This window comes from Streptomyces sp. Z423-1 (assembly GCF_013009255.1).
Classification (GTDB): domain Bacteria; phylum Actinomycetota; class Actinomycetes; order Streptomycetales; family Streptomycetaceae; genus Streptomyces; species Streptomyces gossypiisoli.
In genome coordinates this window covers 4,648,313-4,668,086 of the sequence record NZ_CP053109.1, presented here as the reverse complement: position 1 = coordinate 4,668,086, position 19,774 = coordinate 4,648,313, and the positions used below count along the sequence as shown (strand labels likewise).

The window sequence follows — 19,774 nt, the reverse complement described above, 5'->3', positions numbered from 1 at the left end:
GCGTAGGGTCGCAGGCATGCGACTGAGCACAGTGATCCTTCCCATCCATCGGTGGAACGAGGGGCAGCAGAACTGGCGGCGGGCCGAAGAGCTCGGGTTCCACGCCGCCTACACCTACGACCACCTGTCCTGGCGCAGCTTCCGGGACGGCCCGTGGTTCGGGGCCGTACCGACGTTGACCGCAGCAGCAATGGCTACGGAGAGTATTCGATTGGGTACTCTCGTGACGTCGCCGAACTTCCGGCATCCGGTGACCCTCGCCAAGGAACTCATCTCCCTCGACGACATCTCCGGCGGCCGGATCACGCTGGGTATCGGCGCGGGCGGCACCGGCTTCGACGCCACCGCGCTGGGGCAGGAGGCCTGGGCTCCGAAGGAGCGTGCCGACCGGTTCGCCGAGTTCGTGCCGCTGCTGGACCGGCTGCTCACCGAGGACGCGGTGTCGTACAAGGGCGACTACTACGCGGCGCACGAGGCGCGCAACATCCCCGGCTGTGTGCAGCGCCCCCGGCTGCCGTTCGCGGTGGCCGCCACCGGCCCGCGCGGGCTGAAGCTCGCCGCCCGCCACGGGCAGGCCTGGGTGACGACCGGCGACCCCAAGCTCTACGCGGACGGCACGCCCGAGCAGTCGGTTCAGGCCATTCGGCGGCAGGCCGAGCGGCTCGCCGACGCCTGCGTCGCGATCGGCCGCGACACCTCCGGCATGGACAAGGTCCTGCTCACCGGCTTCACCCCGGACCGCAACCGGCCGCTGGAGTCCCTCGACGCGTTCGTGGACTTCGCGGGGCGGCACCAGGAGCTGGGCTTCACCGAGATCGTGATCCACTGGCCCATCCCGGACTCGGACTTCGCCGCGGAGCAGAAGGTCTTCGAGCAGATCGCGATGGAGGCGCCGGCCCAGCTGGGCTGAGCCGAGCAGCCGTCACTGGGCACAACGGCACAGGTGACGCGGGCGGCGACCTGTACGCCCTGCGCGCCACCGCGGGTGGGGAGCGGTATCCACTCACCTGTGCGGACTCCCGCACGCCCGTGCAGGCATATGCGCGAGAATGGCCGGGTGACCTCAGCGACTCGACAGCCCGAGACCCCGGCCGCCGCAGTTCCGCCCCGGCTGATCGCCACCGACCTCGACGGCACCCTGCTCCGCGACGACAAGTCGGTGTCCCCACGCACGATCGCCGCCCTCGCGGCCGCCGAGGAGGCGGGCATCGAGGTCTTCTTCGTCACCGGCCGCCCGGCCCGCTGGATGGACGTCGTCAGCGACCACGTCCACGGTCACGGCCTCGCGATCTGCGGCAACGGCGCCGCCGTGGTCGACCTGCACGGCGGCCCCGGCACCCACCGGTTCGTGAAGGTGCGGGAGCTGGCACGGCAGAACGCGCTCGACGCCGTACGACTGCTGCGGGACGCGGCGCCCGGCACGGTGTACGCGGTGGAGCAGACGTACGGCTTCTACCAGGAGCCGGACTATCCGAAGCTGCACATGGAGGTCCCGGACGCCCTGGCGCCGGCCGAGCAGCTGCTGTCGCCGGACGCGCCCGGGGCGGGCGAGCCCGTGCTCAAGATCCTCGCTTACCACCCCGAGATCGACCCGGACGCCTTCCTCACCCTGGCCCGGCTCGCCATCGGCGAGCGCGCCAACGTCACCCGGTCCAGCCCCAGCGCCCTGCTGGAGATCAGCGGTCCCGGCGTCTCCAAGGCCAGCACGCTCGCCCTGTGCTGCGCCGAGCGCGGTATCTCCCACGAGGAGGTCGTCGCCTTCGGTGACATGCCCAACGACGTCGAGATGCTCACCTGGGCGGGCCAGTCGTACGCCATGGGCAACGCCCATCCGGACGTGATCGCCGCGGCGTCGGGCCGGACGGTCGCCAACAACGACGACGGGGTGGCGGTCGTGATCGAGCGGATGCTGGCGGAGCGGGTCTGATCGTCCGCGAGGGTGGTCAGAGACCCGCAGTCGTGTCGGCCGTTGGCTCATCGGCGTCAGAGGCGGACCCCTCGCGCCGCCAGCCACGGCACCGGATCCACCCCCGACCCCAGTTCCGGAGTGACCCGTACCTCGAAGTGCAGGTGAGGGCCGGTCGAGTTGCCGGTCGTGCCGGACTGACCGATCCACTGCCCCGGCACCACGCGGGCCCCTTGGTCGACGGCGACCGAGGCGAGGTGCGCGTACTGCGTGTAGTAGCCGCCGGGGTGCGCGATCACGATCTGGATGCCGAAGGCGCCGCCGCAGGACACCTTCACGACCCGGCCGCCGCCGACCGACCGCACCGGCGTGCCGATCGGCACCGCGAAGTCCTGCCCGGTGTGCCGGTTCGCCCACTTCGCCCCGCCGCTGCCGAACCGCGCTGACAGCTGATACGTCTCCACCGGCGCCACCCACGCGCGTTTACGGGACACGTCGGGCTGATCAAGGCGGACGGCACCCCGGCAGGTGCCCGACGCGGCGGAGGAGTCGGCCTCCGCCTGCAACCTCCGGCGGGCCTCCTCGAGCTTGCGCTCGATGTCCCGCTTCAGCGCCGCGAGCTCGGCGTTCCGCCGCTCCAGCGCCTTCCACTCCGCCGCGGCCTTGCCCTCGTCCGCCGCGAGCTTGGCCTCCGCACGACGGCTCCTGCTGATCGCGTCGTTGACAGCGAGGTCCGCCTTCGACACCGCGTGCTGCCTGCGGAGCAGATCCTCCGGATTGTCGGCGAGCAGCATGCGCGCGGTGAGGGGGACGTCCCCGCCACTGCGGTACTGGGCGCGCGCGATCCGGCCCAGGTCCTCGTGCAGGGCGGCGAGTTGCCGCCGTTCGCGGTCGAGGAGTGCGTCCAGCCTCTGAGCCCGCGCCCGGTGCGCCTCGGCCTGCCGCCGTCCCTGTTCGTACTGCCGTGTCGTCGCCGCCGCGTCCTCGTACAGCCGCGCCACCTCGACGCTGACACCGGGATCGGCGCCGCCCCGGGCCGAGCTCCTCCCGGGCGTCTCGGTGGGCCGGGCCGCGAGCACGGCGAGCGCACACAGCAGCGCCGGAACGAGCCAGCGGGGGCGGCGGGATGAGCGCATGTCAGCGATCCTGGCCCGCACGGCCGTCCGCGGTCCTGTCGAAGGCGTACGCCTGGGGGACGTCGCGCACGGATGGAGCAGAGCACTACGGCCGAACAGGGGGGGCGTCGCAAGGTCGCCTGACGGCGCGTTGGCCAGTACGACGCCTGCCGCACCACCGTCGTTCGTTCCGCCGCCGTCCTCCCCGATACCCGGCCCGTACCAGCTGTCGCCCCACCCGACTCGGCGCGGGCCGGACCAGTTGTCGCCGCCACCCGACTCGGCACGGCAGCCCGTACCAGCTGTGCCGCCGAGCGACTCGGCGCGGCGCTCGCCGTTTCTCAGGCCGCTGCGGACATCAGCAGTTCCGCCTCGGCCTCCCGTTCCGCCATGGCCCGCAACGGGCCCTCCACCACGGCCAGCTCCGCGTACGGCCCGCGCTGCACCACCCGCCCCTCGTCCAGCACGATCACCTCGTCGACGGCCTCCAGCCCGGCCATCCGGTGCGTGATGAGCAGGGTCGTACGGCCCTCGGTGGCGGCCAGCAGGTCCGCGGTGAGCGCGTCGGCCGTCGGCAGGTCGAGGTGCTCGGCGGGCTCGTCGAGGACGAGGACGGGGAAGTCGGCCAGCAGCGCGCGGGCCAGCGCCAGCCGCTGTCGCTGCCCACCGGACAGCCGCGCCCCGTGCTCGCCGACCAGCGTGTCGAGCCCTTCGGGCAGGCCGTCGGCCCAGTCGAGCAGCCGGGCGCGCTGCAACGCGTCGCGCAGTTCGTCCTCGGTGGCGTCCTTCCTGGCGAGCAGCAGGTTCTCGCGCACCGAACTGTCGAAGAGGTGCGCGTCCTGCGCACACAGCCCGACCAGCCGTCGTACGTCGTCACCGTCCAGGGCGTACGCGTCCACGCCGCCCAGGGTGTACGAGCCGGCGTCCGCGTCCAGGAAGCGCAGCAGCACCTGCGCGAGCGTCGTCTTGCCGGACCCGGACGGGCCGACCACAGCGATCCGGCGCCCCTTGTCGAGCGTCAGGTCGAGCCCGGCGAGCGCGTCCCTGTCCTGCCCGGCGTGCCGGGCCGTCAGGCCCTTGACGGTGATCGGGAACGGCGACGCGGGCGCCTGCCGCGGCCGCTCGGGTTCGCGTACGGGCTCGGGGGCGTCCAGCACTTCGTACACCCGCTCGGCGCTCTTGCGCACCCGCTGCCGGAACTGCACGGCGAGCGGCATCCCGAGCACGGCCTCGAAGGCGGCCAGCGGAGTGAGCACGACGACGGCCATCGCCACGCCGTTCAGCCGTCCGGCGGCGACCGCCTGCGCGCCCACGAGCGCGGCGGCCGTGACGGTCAGGCCGGAGATCAGCGCGGTGAGCCCGTCACCGATCGCGGTGGCGGTGGCGGCGCGCGAGGCGATCCGGGTGAGCGCGGTGTCGGCCTGCCGGGTCTCGGCGGTACGTGCGGGCAGGGCGCCGGCGACGGTGAGTTCCGCGGTGCCGGTGAGCAGGTCGGCCACGCGCGTCGCGAGCACCCCTCGGGCGGGGGCGAGCCTGCGTTCCGCGCGCCGCGCCACGGCGGCGGTGACCAGCGGGACGCCGGCGCCTGCCGCGAGCAGTCCGACGGCGAGCACCGCGCCCGCCTCGGGCAGCAGCCAGCCGGTGAAGCCGACGGCGGCCGTGGAGACGGCGACCGCGGCACCGGCGGGCAGCAGCCACCTGAGCCAGTAGTCCTGCAGGGCGTCCACATCGGCGACGAGCCGCGACAGCAGGTCGCCCCTGCGGGCCTGGCGCAGCCCGGCGGGGGCCAGCCGTTCCAGTCGGCGGTAGACGGCCACCCGGGTGTCGGCCAGCATCCGCAGCACCGCGTCGTGCGACACGAGCCGCTCGGCGTACCGGAACACGGCCCGCCCGATCCCGAAGGCGCGCGTCGCGGTCACGGCCACCATCAGATACAGCACGGGCGGCTGCTGCGAGGCCCGCGAGATGAGCCAGCCGGAGGTGGCCATGAGTCCGACGGCACTGCCGAGAGCGAGGCTGCCGAGCAGCAGGGCCAGACCCAGCCGTCCACGCCGGGCACCGGACAGGGCACGGACGCGGGCCAGGACGCCGGCACCGCCGCGTGTCGCGGGCGCGGCCTCGTGCGTGTCCCGAAGGGGTTCGGAGTCCAGGCCCGTCTCAATCGTCCCTCGAAGGACCTCATGGCGGTCCAGGCCCGTCTCGATCGTCCCTCGAAGGGCTTCGGGATGGTCCGGGCCCATTTCGATCGTCCCTCGAAGGACCTGGGAGCCCGGGTCCCTCTCGATCGGCCGAGTGGCCTCCCGCGACGGCCCGGTGGCCCCGCGAGCGGGGGGGATGGCCCCGTCGAGCCGCGTCACCCGATCCGCCTCGTCGAGCCGCGCCGCCGATTCCGTCCCGTCGAGCCGCACCACCCGATCCGCCACGCCCAGCCGCACCACCCGGTCCGCCACGCCCAGCAGCGCCGGCCGGTGCACGACCAGCAGCACGGTCCGCCCGGCCGCCAACCGCCGTACCGCCGCGACGACTTCCGCCTCGGTCTCCCCGTCGAGCGCGGCCGTCGGCTCGTCGAGCAGCAGCACGGGCCGGTCCGCGAGGAAGGCTCGGGCCAGCGCGAGCCGCTGCCGCTGGCCTGCGGACAATCCGGCACCGTCCTCGCCGAGCACGGTGTCGACGCCCTGCGGGAGAGCGTCCACGAACGCGAGCGCTCCCGCGTCCGCCAACGCCCGGCGTACGGCGGCGGCGTCCGCGTCGGGGCGGGCCAGCCGTACGTTCTCCGCGATCGTCCCGGCGTACAGGTGCGGCCGCTGCGGCACCCAGGCGATCCGGGCCCGCCACTGCTCCAGGTCGACCTCGGCGAGATCCACTCCCCCGATCCGCACCCGGCCCTCGGTCGGTCGCACGAACCCCAGCAGCGCGTTCAGCAGCGTCGACTTGCCCACACCGCTCGGCCCGACGAGCGCGACCGTCTCCCCGGGCTCGACGTCGAAGGTCACGTCGGACACGGCGGCCGTGGTCCGCCCCGGGTACCGGACGGTCACGCCCTCGAAGGACAGCGCGCCCGTCGGCGGGGTGCGGGTCCCCGACTCCGCCACCGGCGTCTGAAGGACCGAGAAGATCTCGTCGGCCGCGGCGAGCCCCTCGGCCGCCGCGTGGTACTGCGCACCCACCTGGCGCAGCGGCAGATACGCCTCCGGCGCGAGGATCAGGATGACCAGGCCGATGTAGAGGTCCATCTCGCCGTGCACGAGCCGCATGCCGATGGTCACGGCGACCAGCGCGACCGAGATCGTGGCAAGCAGTTCCAGCGCGAACGACGACAGGAACGCGATCCGCAGCGTGCGCATCGTCGCCTGCCGGTACTCGCCGGTGATTCGCTTGATCGACTCGGCCTGAGCCTTGGCCCGCCCGAACACCTTGAGAGTCGGCAGCCCCGCGACCACGTCCAGGAAGTGCCCTGACAGCCGGGACAGCAGCCGCCACTGACGGTCCATCCGGGACTGGGTGGCCCAGCCGATCAGCACCATGAAGATCGGGATGAGCGGCAGGGTGCCGACGATGATGGCGGCGGAGACCCAGTCCTCGGTGACGATCCGCGCCAGCACGGCCACCGGTACGACCACCGCGAGGCCCAGCTGCGGCAGATAGCGCGAGAAGTAGTCGTCGAGGGCGTCGATTCCGCGCGTGGCGAGGGCGACCAGCGACCCGGTGCGCTGCCCACTCAGCCAGCCGGGGCCCAGTTGCGCGGAGCGCTCCAACAGCCGCCCCCGAAGCTCCGACTTCACCGCCGCGCTGGCCCGGTGCGCGGCGAGTTCGGTGAGCCAGGAGACCAGCGCACGGCCGCAGGCGACGGCCACCAACAGCAGCAGAGGAGTGCGGAGTTCGGCGACGGACATCCCGTGCTGGAACGCGCCGACAACCGTCTCGGCGATGAGCATGGCCTGGGCAATGACCAGCCCGGCGCCGATGGCGCCCAGGCCGACGACCGCCACCAGGAAGAGGCGTGTGGCGCGGGCGTAGCGCAGGAGACGCGGATCGATGGGTTTCACGTGAAACATGCCCTTCAGTCCCGTGGGGTGTGTTTCACGTGAAACACACCCCGGCCGGACTCAATGTGCGGCTTCGGCGATGTGCTGCGTACCGATCCGCTTGCGGAACACCCAGTACGTCCACGACTGGTAGAGCAGGACGATCGGTGTGGCGATCGCCGCGCACCAGGTCATGATCTTCAGGGTGTACGGGCTCGACGATGCGTTGGTGACCGTCAGGCTCCAGGCGTCATCGAGCGAGGACGGCATGACGTTCGGGAACAGCGACAGGAAGAGCATCGCGACGGCGGCGACGATGGTGACGCCGGAGAGCGCGAACGACCAGCCCTCACGCCCGGCCTGGTTCGCCATCAGCGCGACGACCAGCGCGGCCACCGCCACCACCATGGCGACCAGGCTCTTGCCGTTCCCGCTCTCGACCTGCGTCCAGAGCAGGAAGAGCACCGCCAGCGCGGCCGTGACAAGGCCGACCTGGAAGGCCAGCTTGCGGGCCCGCTCCCGGATGTCCCCGACCGTCTTGAGTGCCGTGAACACCGCACCGTGGAAAGTGAACAGCGTCAGCGTCACCAGACCACCGAGCAGCGCGTACGGGTTGAGCAGGTCCCAGAGGGTGCCGACGTACTCGAAGTCACGGTCGATCTTCACGCCCCCGACGATGTTGCCGAAGGCCACACCCCACAGGAAGGCCGGGATCAGCGAGCACCAGAAGATCGCGTGCTCCCAATTGCGCTGCCAGTTCTCCTCGGGCCGCTTGACCCGGTACTCGAAGGCGACGCCCCGGACGATCAGGCAGACCAGGATGAGCAGCAGCGGCAGGTAGAAGCCCGAGAAGAGGGTCGCGTACCACTCGGGGAAGGCGGCGAACGTGGCGCCACCGGCCGACAGCAGCCACACCTCGTTGCCGTCCCACACCGGGCCGATCGTGTTGATCAGTACCCGCTTCTCGGGCCGGTTGCGGGCCAGCAGCTTGGTGAGGACACCGACCCCGAAGTCGAAGCCCTCCAGGAAGAAGTAGCCGATCCACAGGACGGCGATCAGGACGAACCAGACGTCGTGCAGTTCCATGACTGTGCAGCTCCCTCGGCCTAGTACGAGAAGGCCATCGGCTTGTCGGCGTCACGGGCGTCGCCGCCGATCTTCGTGGGCGGGTTCAGGTCGGCCTCGGTGAGCTCGGGCGGGCCGGCCTTGACGTACTTCACGAGCAGCTTGACCTCGATCACGGCGAGGATGGCGTAGAGCGTCGTGAAGACGATCATCGAGGTGAGGACCTCGCCCGGGGAGACGCCGGGGGAGACCGCGTCGCGGGTCTGGAACAGGCCGTAGACGACCCACGGCTGACGGCCCATCTCGGTGAAGATCCAGCCCCAGGCGTTGGCGATCAGCGGGAAGGCCATCGTCCAGACCGCCACCAGCCAGTACAGGCGGGTGAGCCGCGGCCGGAGCGGCTTCCTCAGCAGCACCACATGCGGTACCTCGTCCTCCCCCGTTCGGTACGCGGCCGGCAGCAGGAACTTCTTGCGGGTGAGCCACAGCCCCAGCAGGCCGATGGAGAACGACGCCATACCGAAGCCGATCATCCAGCGGAAGCCCCAGTAGGCGACGGGGATGATGGGCTTGTAGTCACCGGGGCCGAACTTCTCCTGGAGGGCCTTGTTGGTGTCGTTGATGCCCGGCACGTACGACTCGAAGTCGCTGTGGGCCAGGAAGGAGAGCAGGCCGGGTATCTCCAGGGCCACCTTGTTGTGCCCCTTGTCGACGTCCCCGTACGCGAACACCGAGAAGGGCGCCGGCTTCTCGCCGTCCCACAGGGCCTCGGCCGCGGCCATCTTCATCGGCTGCTGCTCGTACATGACCTTGCCGAGGGTGTCACCGCTGACTGCGGTGAGCAGGCCGCCGACCGCCACGGTGACCAGGCCGAGCCGGAGGGACGTCCGCATCACCGGGATGTGCTTCTTGCGCATCAGGTGGAAGGCGGCGATGCCCACCATGAAGGCGCCGCCCGTCAGGAAGGCCGCGGAGAAGCTGTGGAAGACCTGGTTGAGCGTGGTGTTCTGGGTCAGCACGGCCCAGAAGTCGGTGAGCTCGGCCCGTCCCTTCTCCTCGTTGATCCGGTAGCCGACCGGGTGCTGCATCCACGAGTTCGCCGCGAGGATGAAGTACGCCGACAGCAGCGTGCCGATCGAGACCATCCATATGCAGGCCAGGTGGATCTTCTTCGGCAACTTGTCCCAGCCGAAGATCCACAGGCCGATGAAGGTGGACTCGAAGAAGAAGGCGATGAGGGCTTCGAAGGCGAGGGGCGCGCCGAAGACGTCACCGACGAAGCGCGAGTAGTCGGACCAGTTCATGCCGAACTGGAACTCCTGCACGATGCCGGTGACGACACCCATGGCGATGTTGATCAGGAAGAGCTTGCCCCAGAACTTGGTCGCCCTGAGGTACTTCTCCTTCTCGGTGCGCACCCAGGCGGTCTGCAGGCCGGCCGTGAGGGCGGCGAGCGAGATCGTCAGGGGGACGAACAGGAAGTGATAGACGGTGGTGATGCCGAACTGCCATCGCGCCAGAGTCTCCGGCGCCAAAGCCAATTCCACGTCGTCTCTCCTTACATCGCCGTGGACACAACGGCAGTTTGCCCCTTTTGCTCTACACATCCCAGGCAATCGGAGCGCTTGTGAACGCGTTCACATTCACAAGCCATTATGACGCACAGATTCTCGACATCCCAGGGGGGGTCCTGTTACTTGCGTCAACCCCTTGGCAGCAAGTTCAACATATTGTTGAATCGCCGCTATGCAGACGCAGCCGACGCAGATCCGGATCTCCTGACCCTCGGGTCACCTCACCGCGAGCCTCCACGACACCCCAACCACGCAGGCCCTCATCAAGGCACTGCCGCTCGCCTCCACCGCACGCACGTGGGGCGAGGAGGTCTACTTCGACACGGGCGTCGCCGTTTCACGTGAAACGGACGCACGGCAGGTCGTCGAGCCCGGCACGGTGACCTTCTGGACCGACGGCGACGCCCTCGCACTCCCCTACGGGCCCACACCCGTCTCCCGAGGCGACGAGTGCCGCCTCGCGAGCCCGTGCAACATCCTCGGCCGTATCGACGGTGATCCCCGCCTCCTGGCGTCGGTCCACGACGGCGACCCGATCCGGGTGGAGGTCGTGGACGCCTGAGCGCGGGCGTGATCCCCAAGGGGCATGATTCCCAGGGGCTGATCCCCAAGGGCCGATCCCCAGGGACCGGGCGACCGCCCCTCGACTGCGCCGCCGCGGTCGCCGTCTCGCCCTGCCTCAGAGCTCCTTCCGGAACCCTTCCGTCACCTTCAGGAAGATGTCGTTCCCCTCGGCCTCCCCGACGGTCACACGCACACCCTCGCCCGGGAACGGCCGCACGATCACTCCCGCCTGCTCGCACGCCGCCGCGAAGGCGACCGTGCGCTCACCCAACGGCAGCCACACGAAGTTGGCCTGGGTCTCGGGGACCGTCCAGCCCTGCTCACGCAGCCCGTCGACGACGCGGTTGCGCTCACACACCAGCGACCCGACCCGGCCGAGCAGCTCGTCCTCGGCGCGCAGCGAGGCGATCGCCGCCTCCTGCGCCAGCCGGCTCACCCCGAAGGGCACCGCCGTCTTGCGCAGCGCGTCCGCCACCGGCTCATGCGCGATGGCAAACCCGACGCGCAGACCGGCCAAGCCGTACGCCTTCGAGAACGTCCGCAGGACACAGACGTTGGGCCGCTCGCGGTACAGCTCGCAGCCGTCCGGCACCTCGGGATCGCGGATGAACTCGCGGTACGCCTCGTCGAGCACGACCAGCACGTCAGCCGGTACCCGGTCCAGGAAGCGCTCCAGTTCGGCCCGCCGTACGGCCGTGCCGGTGGGGTTGTTGGGGTTGCAGACGAAGATCAGCCGGGTCCGCTCCGTGATCGCGTCCGCCATCGCGTCCAGGTCGTGCACGGCCCCCGGCGTCAGCGGCACCCGCACGGACGTGGCACCGCTGATCTGCGTGATGATCGGGTACGCCTCGAAGGAGCGCCAGGCGTAGATCACCTCGTCGCCGGGCCCGCTGGTGGCCTGCACCAGCTGCTGGGCGACGCCGACCGAGCCGGTGCCGGTGGCCAGGTGGGACGCGGGGACGCCGAAACGGTTGGACAGCTCGTTCACCAGGTCCGTGCAGAACAGGTCCGGGTAGCGGTTGAAGGACGAGGCGGCGGCCGTCACGCTCTCCATCACGCCGGGCAGCGGCGGATAGGGGTTCTCGTTGGAGGACAGCTTGTAGGCGACCGGCCGGTCGGCCGCGGCCGGCCGGCCCGGCTTGTAGGTGGGGATTCCGTCCAGCTCCGCGCGCAGCTTGGGGCTCGTCTCGCTCACCGCAGTCCTCCTCGCGACCACCGGCGGCCCCTGACCGCCGCCGGCTTCCAATGCTTCTCACCTTATGAGGATTCGGCGCCACTGCGTATGGGTGCGGACAGACACCATCAGTCTCAGCAGCATCAGGGGCATCACCGCATGAAGGCGCACGAATCGGGGGGCGCGCCACACATATATCTACGCGCCGGTGGCTCACGCCGTAGCGCGCATCCCCCGGTCAGGTGAGTTGAGACCTCTTCGAAACATCAAGGTCTTGGCAGGCCTGTGCGCGCCGACAAGTCACGTACTGCGCCAGAGAGGCCCAACTCTCTTGATATCCAAGGCATTTGATGCTTTTTGACCTTGCAGAAACGTGCCTGTCAACGGGTGCATATGCGTCCGCACTACCCCACCGCATGAGCCCTACTATCGGCTCGCCATGACAGCAGCAGGGAAGCACCAGGTGAGCCGCGCGGAAACCTCTCGTCGAGGCAGTCGGCCGGGCCGGGCGGGCATCAGAGATGTGGCCGCCGCCGCCGGGGTCTCCATCACGACCGTCTCCGACGCACTCAACGGCAAGGGCCGGCTCCCGGACGCCACCCGACGCCATGTCCGCGAGGTCGCCGACCGGCTGGGCTACCGCCCGTCGGCCGCGGCCCGAACACTCCGTACCGGCAAGTCCGGACTGATCGGCCTGACCGTGACGACGTACGGGGATGAACCTTTCACCTTCACGGAGTTCGCGTACTTCGCCGAGATGGCCCGCGCCGCCACCTCCGCCGCGCTCGCCCGCGGCTACGCGCTCGTCATCCTGCCCGCGACCTCCCGCCACGACGTGTGGTCGAACGTCGCCCTCGACGGCACCGTTGTCATCGACCCCTCCGACCACGATCCGGTCGTCAGCGAACTGGTCAGGCAGGGTTTACCGGTCGTCTCCGACGGCCGCCCGGCCGGCGCGCTCCCGGTCACGGCCTGGGTCGACAACGACCACGAGGCCGCGGTGCTCGGCATCCTCGACCACCTCGCCGACGCCGGCGCCCGCCGGATCGGCCTGCTGACCGGAACCACGACCGACACCTACACGCACCTGTCCACCACGGCGTACCTGCGCTGGTGCGAACGTGTCGGCCAGGACCCGGTCTACGAGGCGTACCCGGCACACGATCCCTGCGCGGGCGCCGTCGCCGCCGACCGACTGCTCGCCCGGCCCGACCGGCCGGACGCCGTCTACGGCCTGTTCGACCCGAACGGCACCGACCTGCTCGCCGCCGCCCGTCGCTACGGACTGCGCGTACCGGACGATCTGCTGCTGGTCTGCTGCAGCGAGTCCACCGTGTACGCCAACACCGAGCCGCCCATCACCACGCTCTCCCTGAAGCCGCGCCGGATCGGCACGGCCGTGGTCCAGCTGCTCATCGACGCCATCGAGGGCGTCGAGTCGGAGCGGACGGTCGAGCAGGTCATACCTACCGAGCTGATCGTGCGCACCTCGTCGCAGCGGCGCTCACCACGCACCACGGTCAGCCCACCGCGGACGCCCGACTAGGGCTGTCGTTTCGGATCAGGTCGGCGTCGTTCGGATCAGGTCGGCTGAGAGAGACCACGCCTTTCAGCCGACCCGAGCCGGGGCGATGGGGGTGCCCCCGTGCGAGCTCGATTCGAGCGTGGGGGAGACCGACGACGACGCGGCTGGGGGTACCCCCTCCGGGGGAGCGCCTGCCAGGCCCCGCCAGTCGGCATGATCCAATCGACAGGCCCAGAGCTGAAGCACCACACAGGCGTGCTGCGGCACGCTCATCGGGCCGATGAAAGCCCGGCTCAATCGGGGCGAAAGCCGCGGTGAACCGGAGTCCCGCTCTGATTCACCACCCCTGGGTCATCACACGGCGCGATCCGCATTCCTATGATGGGCCCACGACACCGCGGGCCGCTGCGACCAGGCAGTCCGATGCGGTGCAGATGCGGCGCGATGGTGGAGGGGTCGATGACTCAGGGGGCCGGTCAGGGACCCGAGGTGGAGCGGACGGCGACGCTGCGCGACTTCCGGGTGCCCGCTTACGTCCACGAGACCGGTCCGTACGTCCACAGCGCGCACCCCGGCGAGGTCGTCAGCCCCGTCGCCGAGCCGGTGGACTACCCGCAGGAGTACACGCCCACGGAGCGCGACCTGCCCGTCATCAACCGGGGTGACACGGTTCAGGTGACCGTCGATCCGCTGGCCGTGCCGGCCCCGCAGCCGGAGGCCACCACCGGCCCCGGGCCCCTGTACGTCGTGGGCGACGTGCACGGCTATCTCGACGAGCTGGTGGCCGCGCTGCGGGAGAAGGGCCTCATCGACGCCGCCGGCCAGTGGTGTGCGGGGACCGCCCGGCTGTGGTTCCTGGGCGACTTCACCGACCGCGGCCCGGACGGCATCGGCGTGATCGACCTCGTGATGCGGCTGTCCGCCGAGGCCGCCGCGGCCGGCGGCTACTGCAAGGCCCTGATGGGCAACCACGAACTGCTCCTGCTCGGCGCCAAGCGATTCGGCGACACGCCCGTCAACTCCGGTGCGGGCACAGCCACCTTCCAGGCCGCCTGGCTGCTCAACGGCGGGCAGAAGACCGACATGGACCGGCTCCAGGACCACCATCTGCAGTGGATGGCCCGCCTCGACGCGCTCGTCGAGATCGACGGCCATCTGCTCGTCCACTCGGACACCACCGCCTATCTCGACTACGGCGACTCCATCGAGGCCGTCAACGACAACGTCCGCGAGGCCCTCACCCGTAATGACGCGGACGAGGTCTGGGACCTGTTCCGCAAGTTCACCAAGCGCTTCTCCTTCCGCGACGAGGGCGGCGCCGACGCCGTACGCTCACTGCTCGATACGTACGGCGGCACCCGTATCGTTCACGGCCACAGCCCCATTCCCTACCTGCTCGGCGAGGTCGGCTCCGAGGACGGCGAGGACGGCACCGGCCCGGTGGTCGAGGGGCCGCACGTCTACGCCGAGGGCCTCGCCATCGCCATGGACGGTGGGGTGACCATGGCCGGAAAGCTACTGGTCCAGCAACTTCCCCTGGATATCTGAGCGTTCCCGGGGCAGGCGTATCCCGACGGCTGACCGGCGCACGACGGCGCAGGCCAGGGGCCAATTTCTTCAAACCCCCTGTCACGGCGCACCGTCACCGCTCTACCATCGCCTTATCCGTAGCAGGCTCCCCTCCGTTTCTGCCCGACGGCTCGTCAGCGTGCGAGCCCCAAGCCCTACGGAGCATCGGGGGATGCACATGAACAGCGTTCCGCAGCACCTGTTGAGCGAGGACCGCCAGGAATACGAGCGGCTCCTCGATGAGGCGCTGCGCTCCGCACACCACCGACCGGAACTGGCCGCTGTGGGACAGCGGCTCAACCCCGAACAACTGCGCACCATGGCGCTCAACGCCACCGCACTCATCACGGCGGCCGCGGCGACCGAGTACCAGTACTACGTCAAGGTCCGCGAGGAACTGCGCCGCCCGGCGCCGTCCACCCCGTCGGCCGCCCGCGAGTCCGGCTCCACCGAGCCGGGCACGGGCGCCGTGGGGCTCGCCACCACCATGGGAGAGGCCGCCGCCGAGACCGTCGGCGCGGGCGCCGTCGCCATCATCGCGGTCCTGGCGCCCGTCCTGGCCGGAACGGCCGCGGCGATCTTCCTGCTCGTCGGCTACACCCTGAAGATGCTCGACCCCGAGCTGGGCATCGCCCAGACCATGGTCACCACCGGGTGGGTGTTCGGCGCCGTGACCGCGGTCGCGATCCTGCTCGCCGCCGTGGGGCTGCTGCTCACCGCACTGCGCAACCGGCCCTCGCGCGAATCCGGGCCGTACGGCGAACTCAGCGGCGAGGTGACCAGGGCCAGGGATGCCTGGCGCCAGGCCCTGCTGGAGAACGGCATCCTGCCGTTCCTCCGGGAGGCGCTCACCGCCCCGGGTCCGGCCGCACTGCACCGTACGGCTCCGACGATCCCGACCAGTCGTATCCCGCACCTGGGCTACGACCGCCCGGGCTTCACCAGCCCCGGTGACGGCCCGTCGGGCGCGCGCCCGAGCTTCTCCAGCCCGGACTACACCAGCCCGGACTTCGGAGGCCCGGACCACAAGCCGGAATGACCTGCGGCTTGCGCCCCCGCCCGGGGTGCGCAAGCCGGAGATCCGGCAGTGACGGTGCGCTGTCGTGTGCGGGCTGGCCCGAGACGATGACGGGGTCGCGTGGCCTTGAGGACGCGACCTCCGCGCCCCGTCGGGTCGTTTCGGCTCAGTCCGCGATCGGCAAATACACCCGGTTACCGGCCGCCGCGAACTCCTCGGACTTCTGAGCCATGCCCTGCTCGATCTCCGCCTGCGTACCGCCGTGTTCGCGGCGGATGTCCTGGGAGATCTTCATCGAGCAGAACTTCGGCCCGCACATCGAGCAGAAGTGCGCCGTCTTGGCGGGCTCGGCCGGGAGGGTCTCGTCGTGGAACTCACGTGCCGTGTCCGGGTCGAGGGCCAGGTTGAACTGGTCCTCCCACCGGAACTCGAAGCGGGCGTCGGACAGCGCGTCGTCCCATTCCTGCGCACCGGGGTGCCCCTTGGCGAGGTCGGCTGCGTGGGCGGCGATCTTGTAGGTGATGACGCCGGTCTTGACGTCGTCACGGTTGGGCAGGCCCAAGTGCTCCTTGGGCGTGACGTAGCAGAGCATGGCCGTGCCCCACCAGGCGATCATCGCGGCACCGATGCCGGAGGTGATGTGGTCGTACGCCGGCGCGACGTCCGTCGTCAGCGGGCCGAGCGTATAGAACGGAGCTTCATCGCAGATCTCCTGCTGAAGGTCGATGTTCTCCTTGATCTTGTGCATCGGGACATGGCCCGGGCCCTCGATCATGGTCTGAACGTGGAAACGCTTCGCGATCCGGTTGAGTTCCCCGAGCGTGCGCAACTCCGCGAACTGCGCCTCGTCGTTGGCGTCCGCGATCGAGCCCGGCCTGAGGCCGTCGCCCAGCGAGTAGGTGACGTCGTAGGCGGCGAGGATCTCGCAGAGTTCCTCGAAGTTCTCGTACAGGAACGATTCCTTGTGGTGCGCCAGGCACCACGCCGCCATGATCGAGCCGCCGCGCGAGACGATGCCGGTCTTGCGGTTCGCGGTGAGCGGTACGTACGGCAGGCGCACGCCCGCGTGGACCGTCATGTAGTCCACGCCCTGCTCGGCCTGCTCGATGACCGTGTCCTTGTAGATCTCCCAGGTCAGCTCCTCGGCCTTGCCGTCGACCTTCTCCAGCGCCTGGTACAGCGGCACCGTGCCGATGGGGACGGGGGAGTTGCGCAGCACCCACTCGCGGGTCGTGTGGATATTGCGGCCGGTGGACAGGTCCATGACCGTATCGGCGCCCCAGCGGGTCGCCCAGGTCATCTTCTCGACCTCCTCCTCGATGGAGGACGTCACCGCCGAGTTGCCGATGTTGGCATTGACCTTCACCAGGAACCGCTTGCCGATGATCATCGGCTCGATCTCCGGGTGGTTGACGTTCGCGGGCAGTACGGCCCTGCCCGCCGCGATCTCCTCCCGTACGACCTCGGGCGAGACGTTCTCCCGGATGGCCACGTACTCCATCTCGGGTGTGATCTCGCCCCGGCGCGCGTACGCCAGCTGCGTGACCGCCTGGCCGTCGCGGCTGCGGCGCGGCAGGCGTGGGCGGCCGGGGAAGACCGCGTCGAGGTTGCGCAGCCCGCCGCGCGGCGAGGTGTGCTTGATCCCGTCGTCTTCAGGACGGACGGGACGGCCCGCGTACTCCTCCGTGTCACCGCGGGCGATGATCCAGTTCTCCCGCAGCGGCGGCAGGCCGCGGCGGACATCGGTGTCGACGACTGGATCGGTGTACGGGCCTGAGGTGTCGTACAGCGTGACCGACTGCCCGTTGGTGAGGTGCACCTGGCGGACCGGCACGCGCAGGTCGGGGCGTGAGCCCTCGACGTACGCCTTGTGCCAGCCGACGGACTTCCCGGCCTCACCGTTGCTCGCGTCGTTGGTCGCGTTCTGGGTGGAGGCAGGCGTGCGTGCGTCCTTGTTGGCCATGAGACCTATCTCCCTACGCCGGCATTACCCGGTAACAGGTTCGGCGGTCGACGCAGCGGATTCCGTCTGTCGGTGTTTCATGGGAAACATCACTCGTGCCGAGTCACGTTCCACGTGAAACATTGTGAAGACGGAGGTCAGCGCCCTCTCAGCCCGGTGCTCCGAGCTCCCGCGTGTACAAAGGTGCTCCCACGCTAGCGTCAATTCGGGCGCGGTGAACAGAGGGCCCCGGTCGTTCTTGCGATGATCGGTCGGTGACCACGAATCAGCAGCCCCCGTTCCCGCCGCACGAACCGCCGCACGGAACCGGCTCCCGCATGGGGTCGGGAAGCGGCTCGGGCATGGGTGGCAGTGGTTCTTCAGGAAGGGGGCCGGGCATGGATCGGGATGACGTTCCTGGCACGGGGCCGGGCATGGGGCGGGCTGACGCCCCTGGCACGGGGCCGGGTCATGGATCCGGGTTCGGCGGCGGTCCTGAGCATGGTGCCGGCCATGGTCCCGGCGGCCGTGTGTACGGCTCTGTGGGCGGATACCGCGGTGGTGGAGGGCCGGGGACGGGTCCCGTTGCCGAGGGTGGGCAGGGGCGCGGCTCTGGCCCGGGTGGCTGGCATGAGCACGGGGCGGGTCCCGGAGGCGTTCCCGGGCAGGGCTCCGGTCATGGCGAGGCGTCGGCGTACGGCTCGGGCCTGGGCGTTGGCCAGGGGCACGGTTCTGACGCGGGTGACGGCCACGGGCGCTCCGGGCCCGGTGGCGGCCAGGGACACGGTCCCGGCCACGGCAGCGGCCAGGGGCACGGCCATGGTGCCGGTGACGGCCCAGGAAACGGCCCCAGTGGCGGACAGGGACACGGCGGCGGACACGGGCACGGCCACTCGCACAGTCACGCGCACGGTCCCGCGGCCCCCGTCTCCATGCACCTGCGCAAGGTCATCGCCGCGGTGCTCATCCCCTTCGCCGCGGCCGTCGTGGTCGGCCTCGCCGTGCTGTGGCCCGGCGGTGCCCCGCCGCACGAGCGCACCGGCGTCGGCTTCGACCGGCAGACCCAGCAGGCCACGGTCTCCAGGATCGAGGAGTTGCCCTGCGACGCGGTCAACGCCTCGGCGGTCATACCGAACGGCGACACCTCGACCGCCGAGGGCTCCTCCGCCCAGCAGCAGGCGAACGGCATCTGCAAGCGGGCCACGATCCGGATCGACACGGGCGAAGACAAGGGCCGTACGTTCACCGAGATCGTGCAGCCGGACCAGTCACGCCAGTTGCACCAGGGCCAGAAGGTCGTGGTCGCCTACGAACCCTCCGCCCCCGAGGACCTCCAGTACTCGGTCACCGACGTGAACCGCCGACTCCCGATGACCCTGCTCGCCGGCCTCTTCGCACTGGCTGTCGTGGCCGTCGGACGGCTGCGCGGCGTCATGGCGCTGGTCGCGCTGGCCATCAGCTTCCTGGTGCTCAACTTCTTCATCCTGCCCGCGATTCTGCAGGGCTCGAACCCGCTGGTCGTGGCCGTGGTCGGGGCGAGCGCCATCATGCTGATCGCCCTGTATCTGTGCCACGGGCTGTCGGCCCGAACATCCGTGGCAGTTCTCGGCACGCTGATCTCGCTGCTGCTGATCGGCATCCTCGGTTCGCTGTTCATCGGCTGGGCCGCGCTCACGGGCAACACCGACGACAACACCGGCCTCATCCACGGCCTGTACCCGTCGATCGACATGAGCGGTCTGTTGCTGGCCGGCGTCATCATCGGCTCGCTCGGTGTGCTCGACGACGTAACCGTCACGCAGACCTCGGCGGTCTGGGAACTGCACGAGGCCAACCCGGCGATGGGCTGGCGCGGACTGTACCGGGCCGGCATCCGTATCGGCCGGGACCACATCGCCTCCGTCGTCAACACCCTCGTCCTCGCCTACGCGGGCGCCGCGCTCCCCCTGCTGCTGCTTTTCTCCATCGCCCAGAGCAGCGTGGGGACGGTCGCCAACAGCGAACTGGTCGCGGAGGAGATCGTGCGCACGCTGGTCGGTTCGATCGGCCTGGTGGCCTCGGTGCCGGTCACCACGGCCCTCGCGGCGCTGGTGGTGTCGGCCGACCGGGCCGACAAGGAGGCCGAGACACGCGCGGCTGCCGACGGGGTCGGCCACGAAGCTCCGGTACCGGCCCGCGGCGGGAGGGGACGGCGGCGCAAGCGCTGAGCACCGACAGCCTGCGCAGCCGTAGCCCCACCAACCCCACAGACCCCACCGACACCAGGCGAAGCGTTACGCCACCCACCTCATCGCACG

General features: G+C 70.3%; 12 protein-coding genes and 1 pseudogene. 7 read left to right on the top strand and 6 right to left on the bottom strand.

Annotation, left to right across the window (positions count from 1 at the left end; all coding sequences use genetic code 11):
- Window positions 1–16 precede the first annotated feature (16 nt).
- On the top strand, window positions 17–910 hold the full coding sequence (locus tag HJD23_RS20740) for an LLM class flavin-dependent oxidoreductase (protein ID WP_171118385.1): 894 nt from the start codon (window positions 17–19) through the stop codon (window positions 908–910).
- 129 nt (window positions 911–1,039) lie between these two features.
- Window positions 1,040–1,927: a Cof-type HAD-IIB family hydrolase gene (locus HJD23_RS20735; RefSeq protein ID WP_171118387.1), complete on the top strand. Its 888-nt coding sequence runs from the start codon at window positions 1,040–1,042 to the stop codon at window positions 1,925–1,927.
- Between the two features lie 56 nt (window positions 1,928–1,983).
- Here HJD23_RS20735 and HJD23_RS20730 read toward each other — a convergent pair whose 3' ends face one another.
- From HJD23_RS20730 to HJD23_RS20715, 4 genes are all read right to left on the bottom strand, one after another.
- A complete protein-coding gene (locus HJD23_RS20730; RefSeq protein WP_171118389.1) occupies window positions 1,984–3,042 on the bottom strand; it encodes a M23 family metallopeptidase in 1,059 nt (352 codons plus the stop codon).
- A gap of 320 nt (window positions 3,043–3,362) precedes the next feature.
- A complete protein-coding gene (gene cydD, locus HJD23_RS20725) occupies window positions 3,363–7,076 on the bottom strand; it encodes a thiol reductant ABC exporter subunit CydD (protein WP_171118391.1) in 3,714 nt (1,237 codons plus the stop codon).
- A 51-nt stretch (window positions 7,077–7,127) separates the two neighbouring features.
- Window positions 7,128–8,132, bottom strand: coding sequence for a cytochrome d ubiquinol oxidase subunit II (cydB, locus tag HJD23_RS20720; RefSeq protein ID WP_171118393.1), 1,005 nt, complete (start codon window positions 8,130–8,132; stop codon window positions 7,128–7,130).
- A gap of 20 nt (window positions 8,133–8,152) precedes the next feature.
- Window positions 8,153–9,658, bottom strand: a complete 1,506-nt coding sequence (locus tag HJD23_RS20715; protein ID WP_171118396.1) for a cytochrome ubiquinol oxidase subunit I — start codon at window positions 9,656–9,658, stop codon at window positions 8,153–8,155.
- Window positions 9,659–9,857: 199 nt separating this feature from the next.
- On the opposite strand from HJD23_RS20715, the pseudogene HJD23_RS20710 reads away from it, so the two are divergent.
- Window positions 9,858–10,247, top strand: a pseudogene (locus tag HJD23_RS20710) (cyclophilin-like fold protein).
- A gap of 117 nt (window positions 10,248–10,364) precedes the next feature.
- Here HJD23_RS20710 and hisC read toward each other — a convergent pair.
- Entirely contained in the window at window positions 10,365–11,444 is a 1,080-nt protein-coding gene (hisC, locus tag HJD23_RS20705; RefSeq protein ID WP_171118398.1) for a histidinol-phosphate transaminase, read from the bottom strand.
- 418 nt (window positions 11,445–11,862) lie between these two features.
- On the opposite strand from hisC, the gene HJD23_RS20700 reads away from it, so the two are divergent.
- The 3 genes from HJD23_RS20700 to HJD23_RS20690 all read left to right on the top strand — a co-directional run bounded on the left by HJD23_RS20700 (window position 11,863) and on the right by HJD23_RS20690 (window position 15,556).
- Window positions 11,863–12,969 (top strand): LacI family DNA-binding transcriptional regulator, encoded by a 1,107-nt coding sequence (locus HJD23_RS20700; protein WP_171118400.1) that lies wholly within the window; start codon window positions 11,863–11,865, stop codon window positions 12,967–12,969.
- A gap of 423 nt (window positions 12,970–13,392) precedes the next feature.
- The gene (locus HJD23_RS20695) at window positions 13,393–14,496 is read left to right on the top strand and encodes a metallophosphoesterase (protein WP_260463361.1); all 1,104 of its coding nucleotides are present in this window, start codon (window positions 13,393–13,395) and stop codon (window positions 14,494–14,496) included.
- 193 nt (window positions 14,497–14,689) lie between these two features.
- Entirely contained in the window at window positions 14,690–15,556 is an 867-nt protein-coding gene (locus tag HJD23_RS20690; protein ID WP_171118404.1) for a hypothetical protein, read from the top strand.
- A gap of 145 nt (window positions 15,557–15,701) precedes the next feature.
- On the opposite strand, the gene thiC is transcribed toward HJD23_RS20690, so the two are convergent.
- The gene (gene thiC / locus HJD23_RS20685; RefSeq protein ID WP_171118405.1) at window positions 15,702–17,498 is read right to left on the bottom strand and encodes a phosphomethylpyrimidine synthase ThiC; all 1,797 of its coding nucleotides are present in this window, start codon (window positions 17,496–17,498) and stop codon (window positions 15,702–15,704) included.
- A gap of 686 nt (window positions 17,499–18,184) precedes the next feature.
- Here thiC and HJD23_RS20680 point away from each other — a divergent pair.
- Window positions 18,185–19,684 (top strand): YibE/F family protein, encoded by a 1,500-nt coding sequence (locus HJD23_RS20680; RefSeq protein ID WP_171119256.1) that lies wholly within the window; start codon window positions 18,185–18,187, stop codon window positions 19,682–19,684.
- Window positions 19,685–19,774 lie beyond the last annotated feature (90 nt).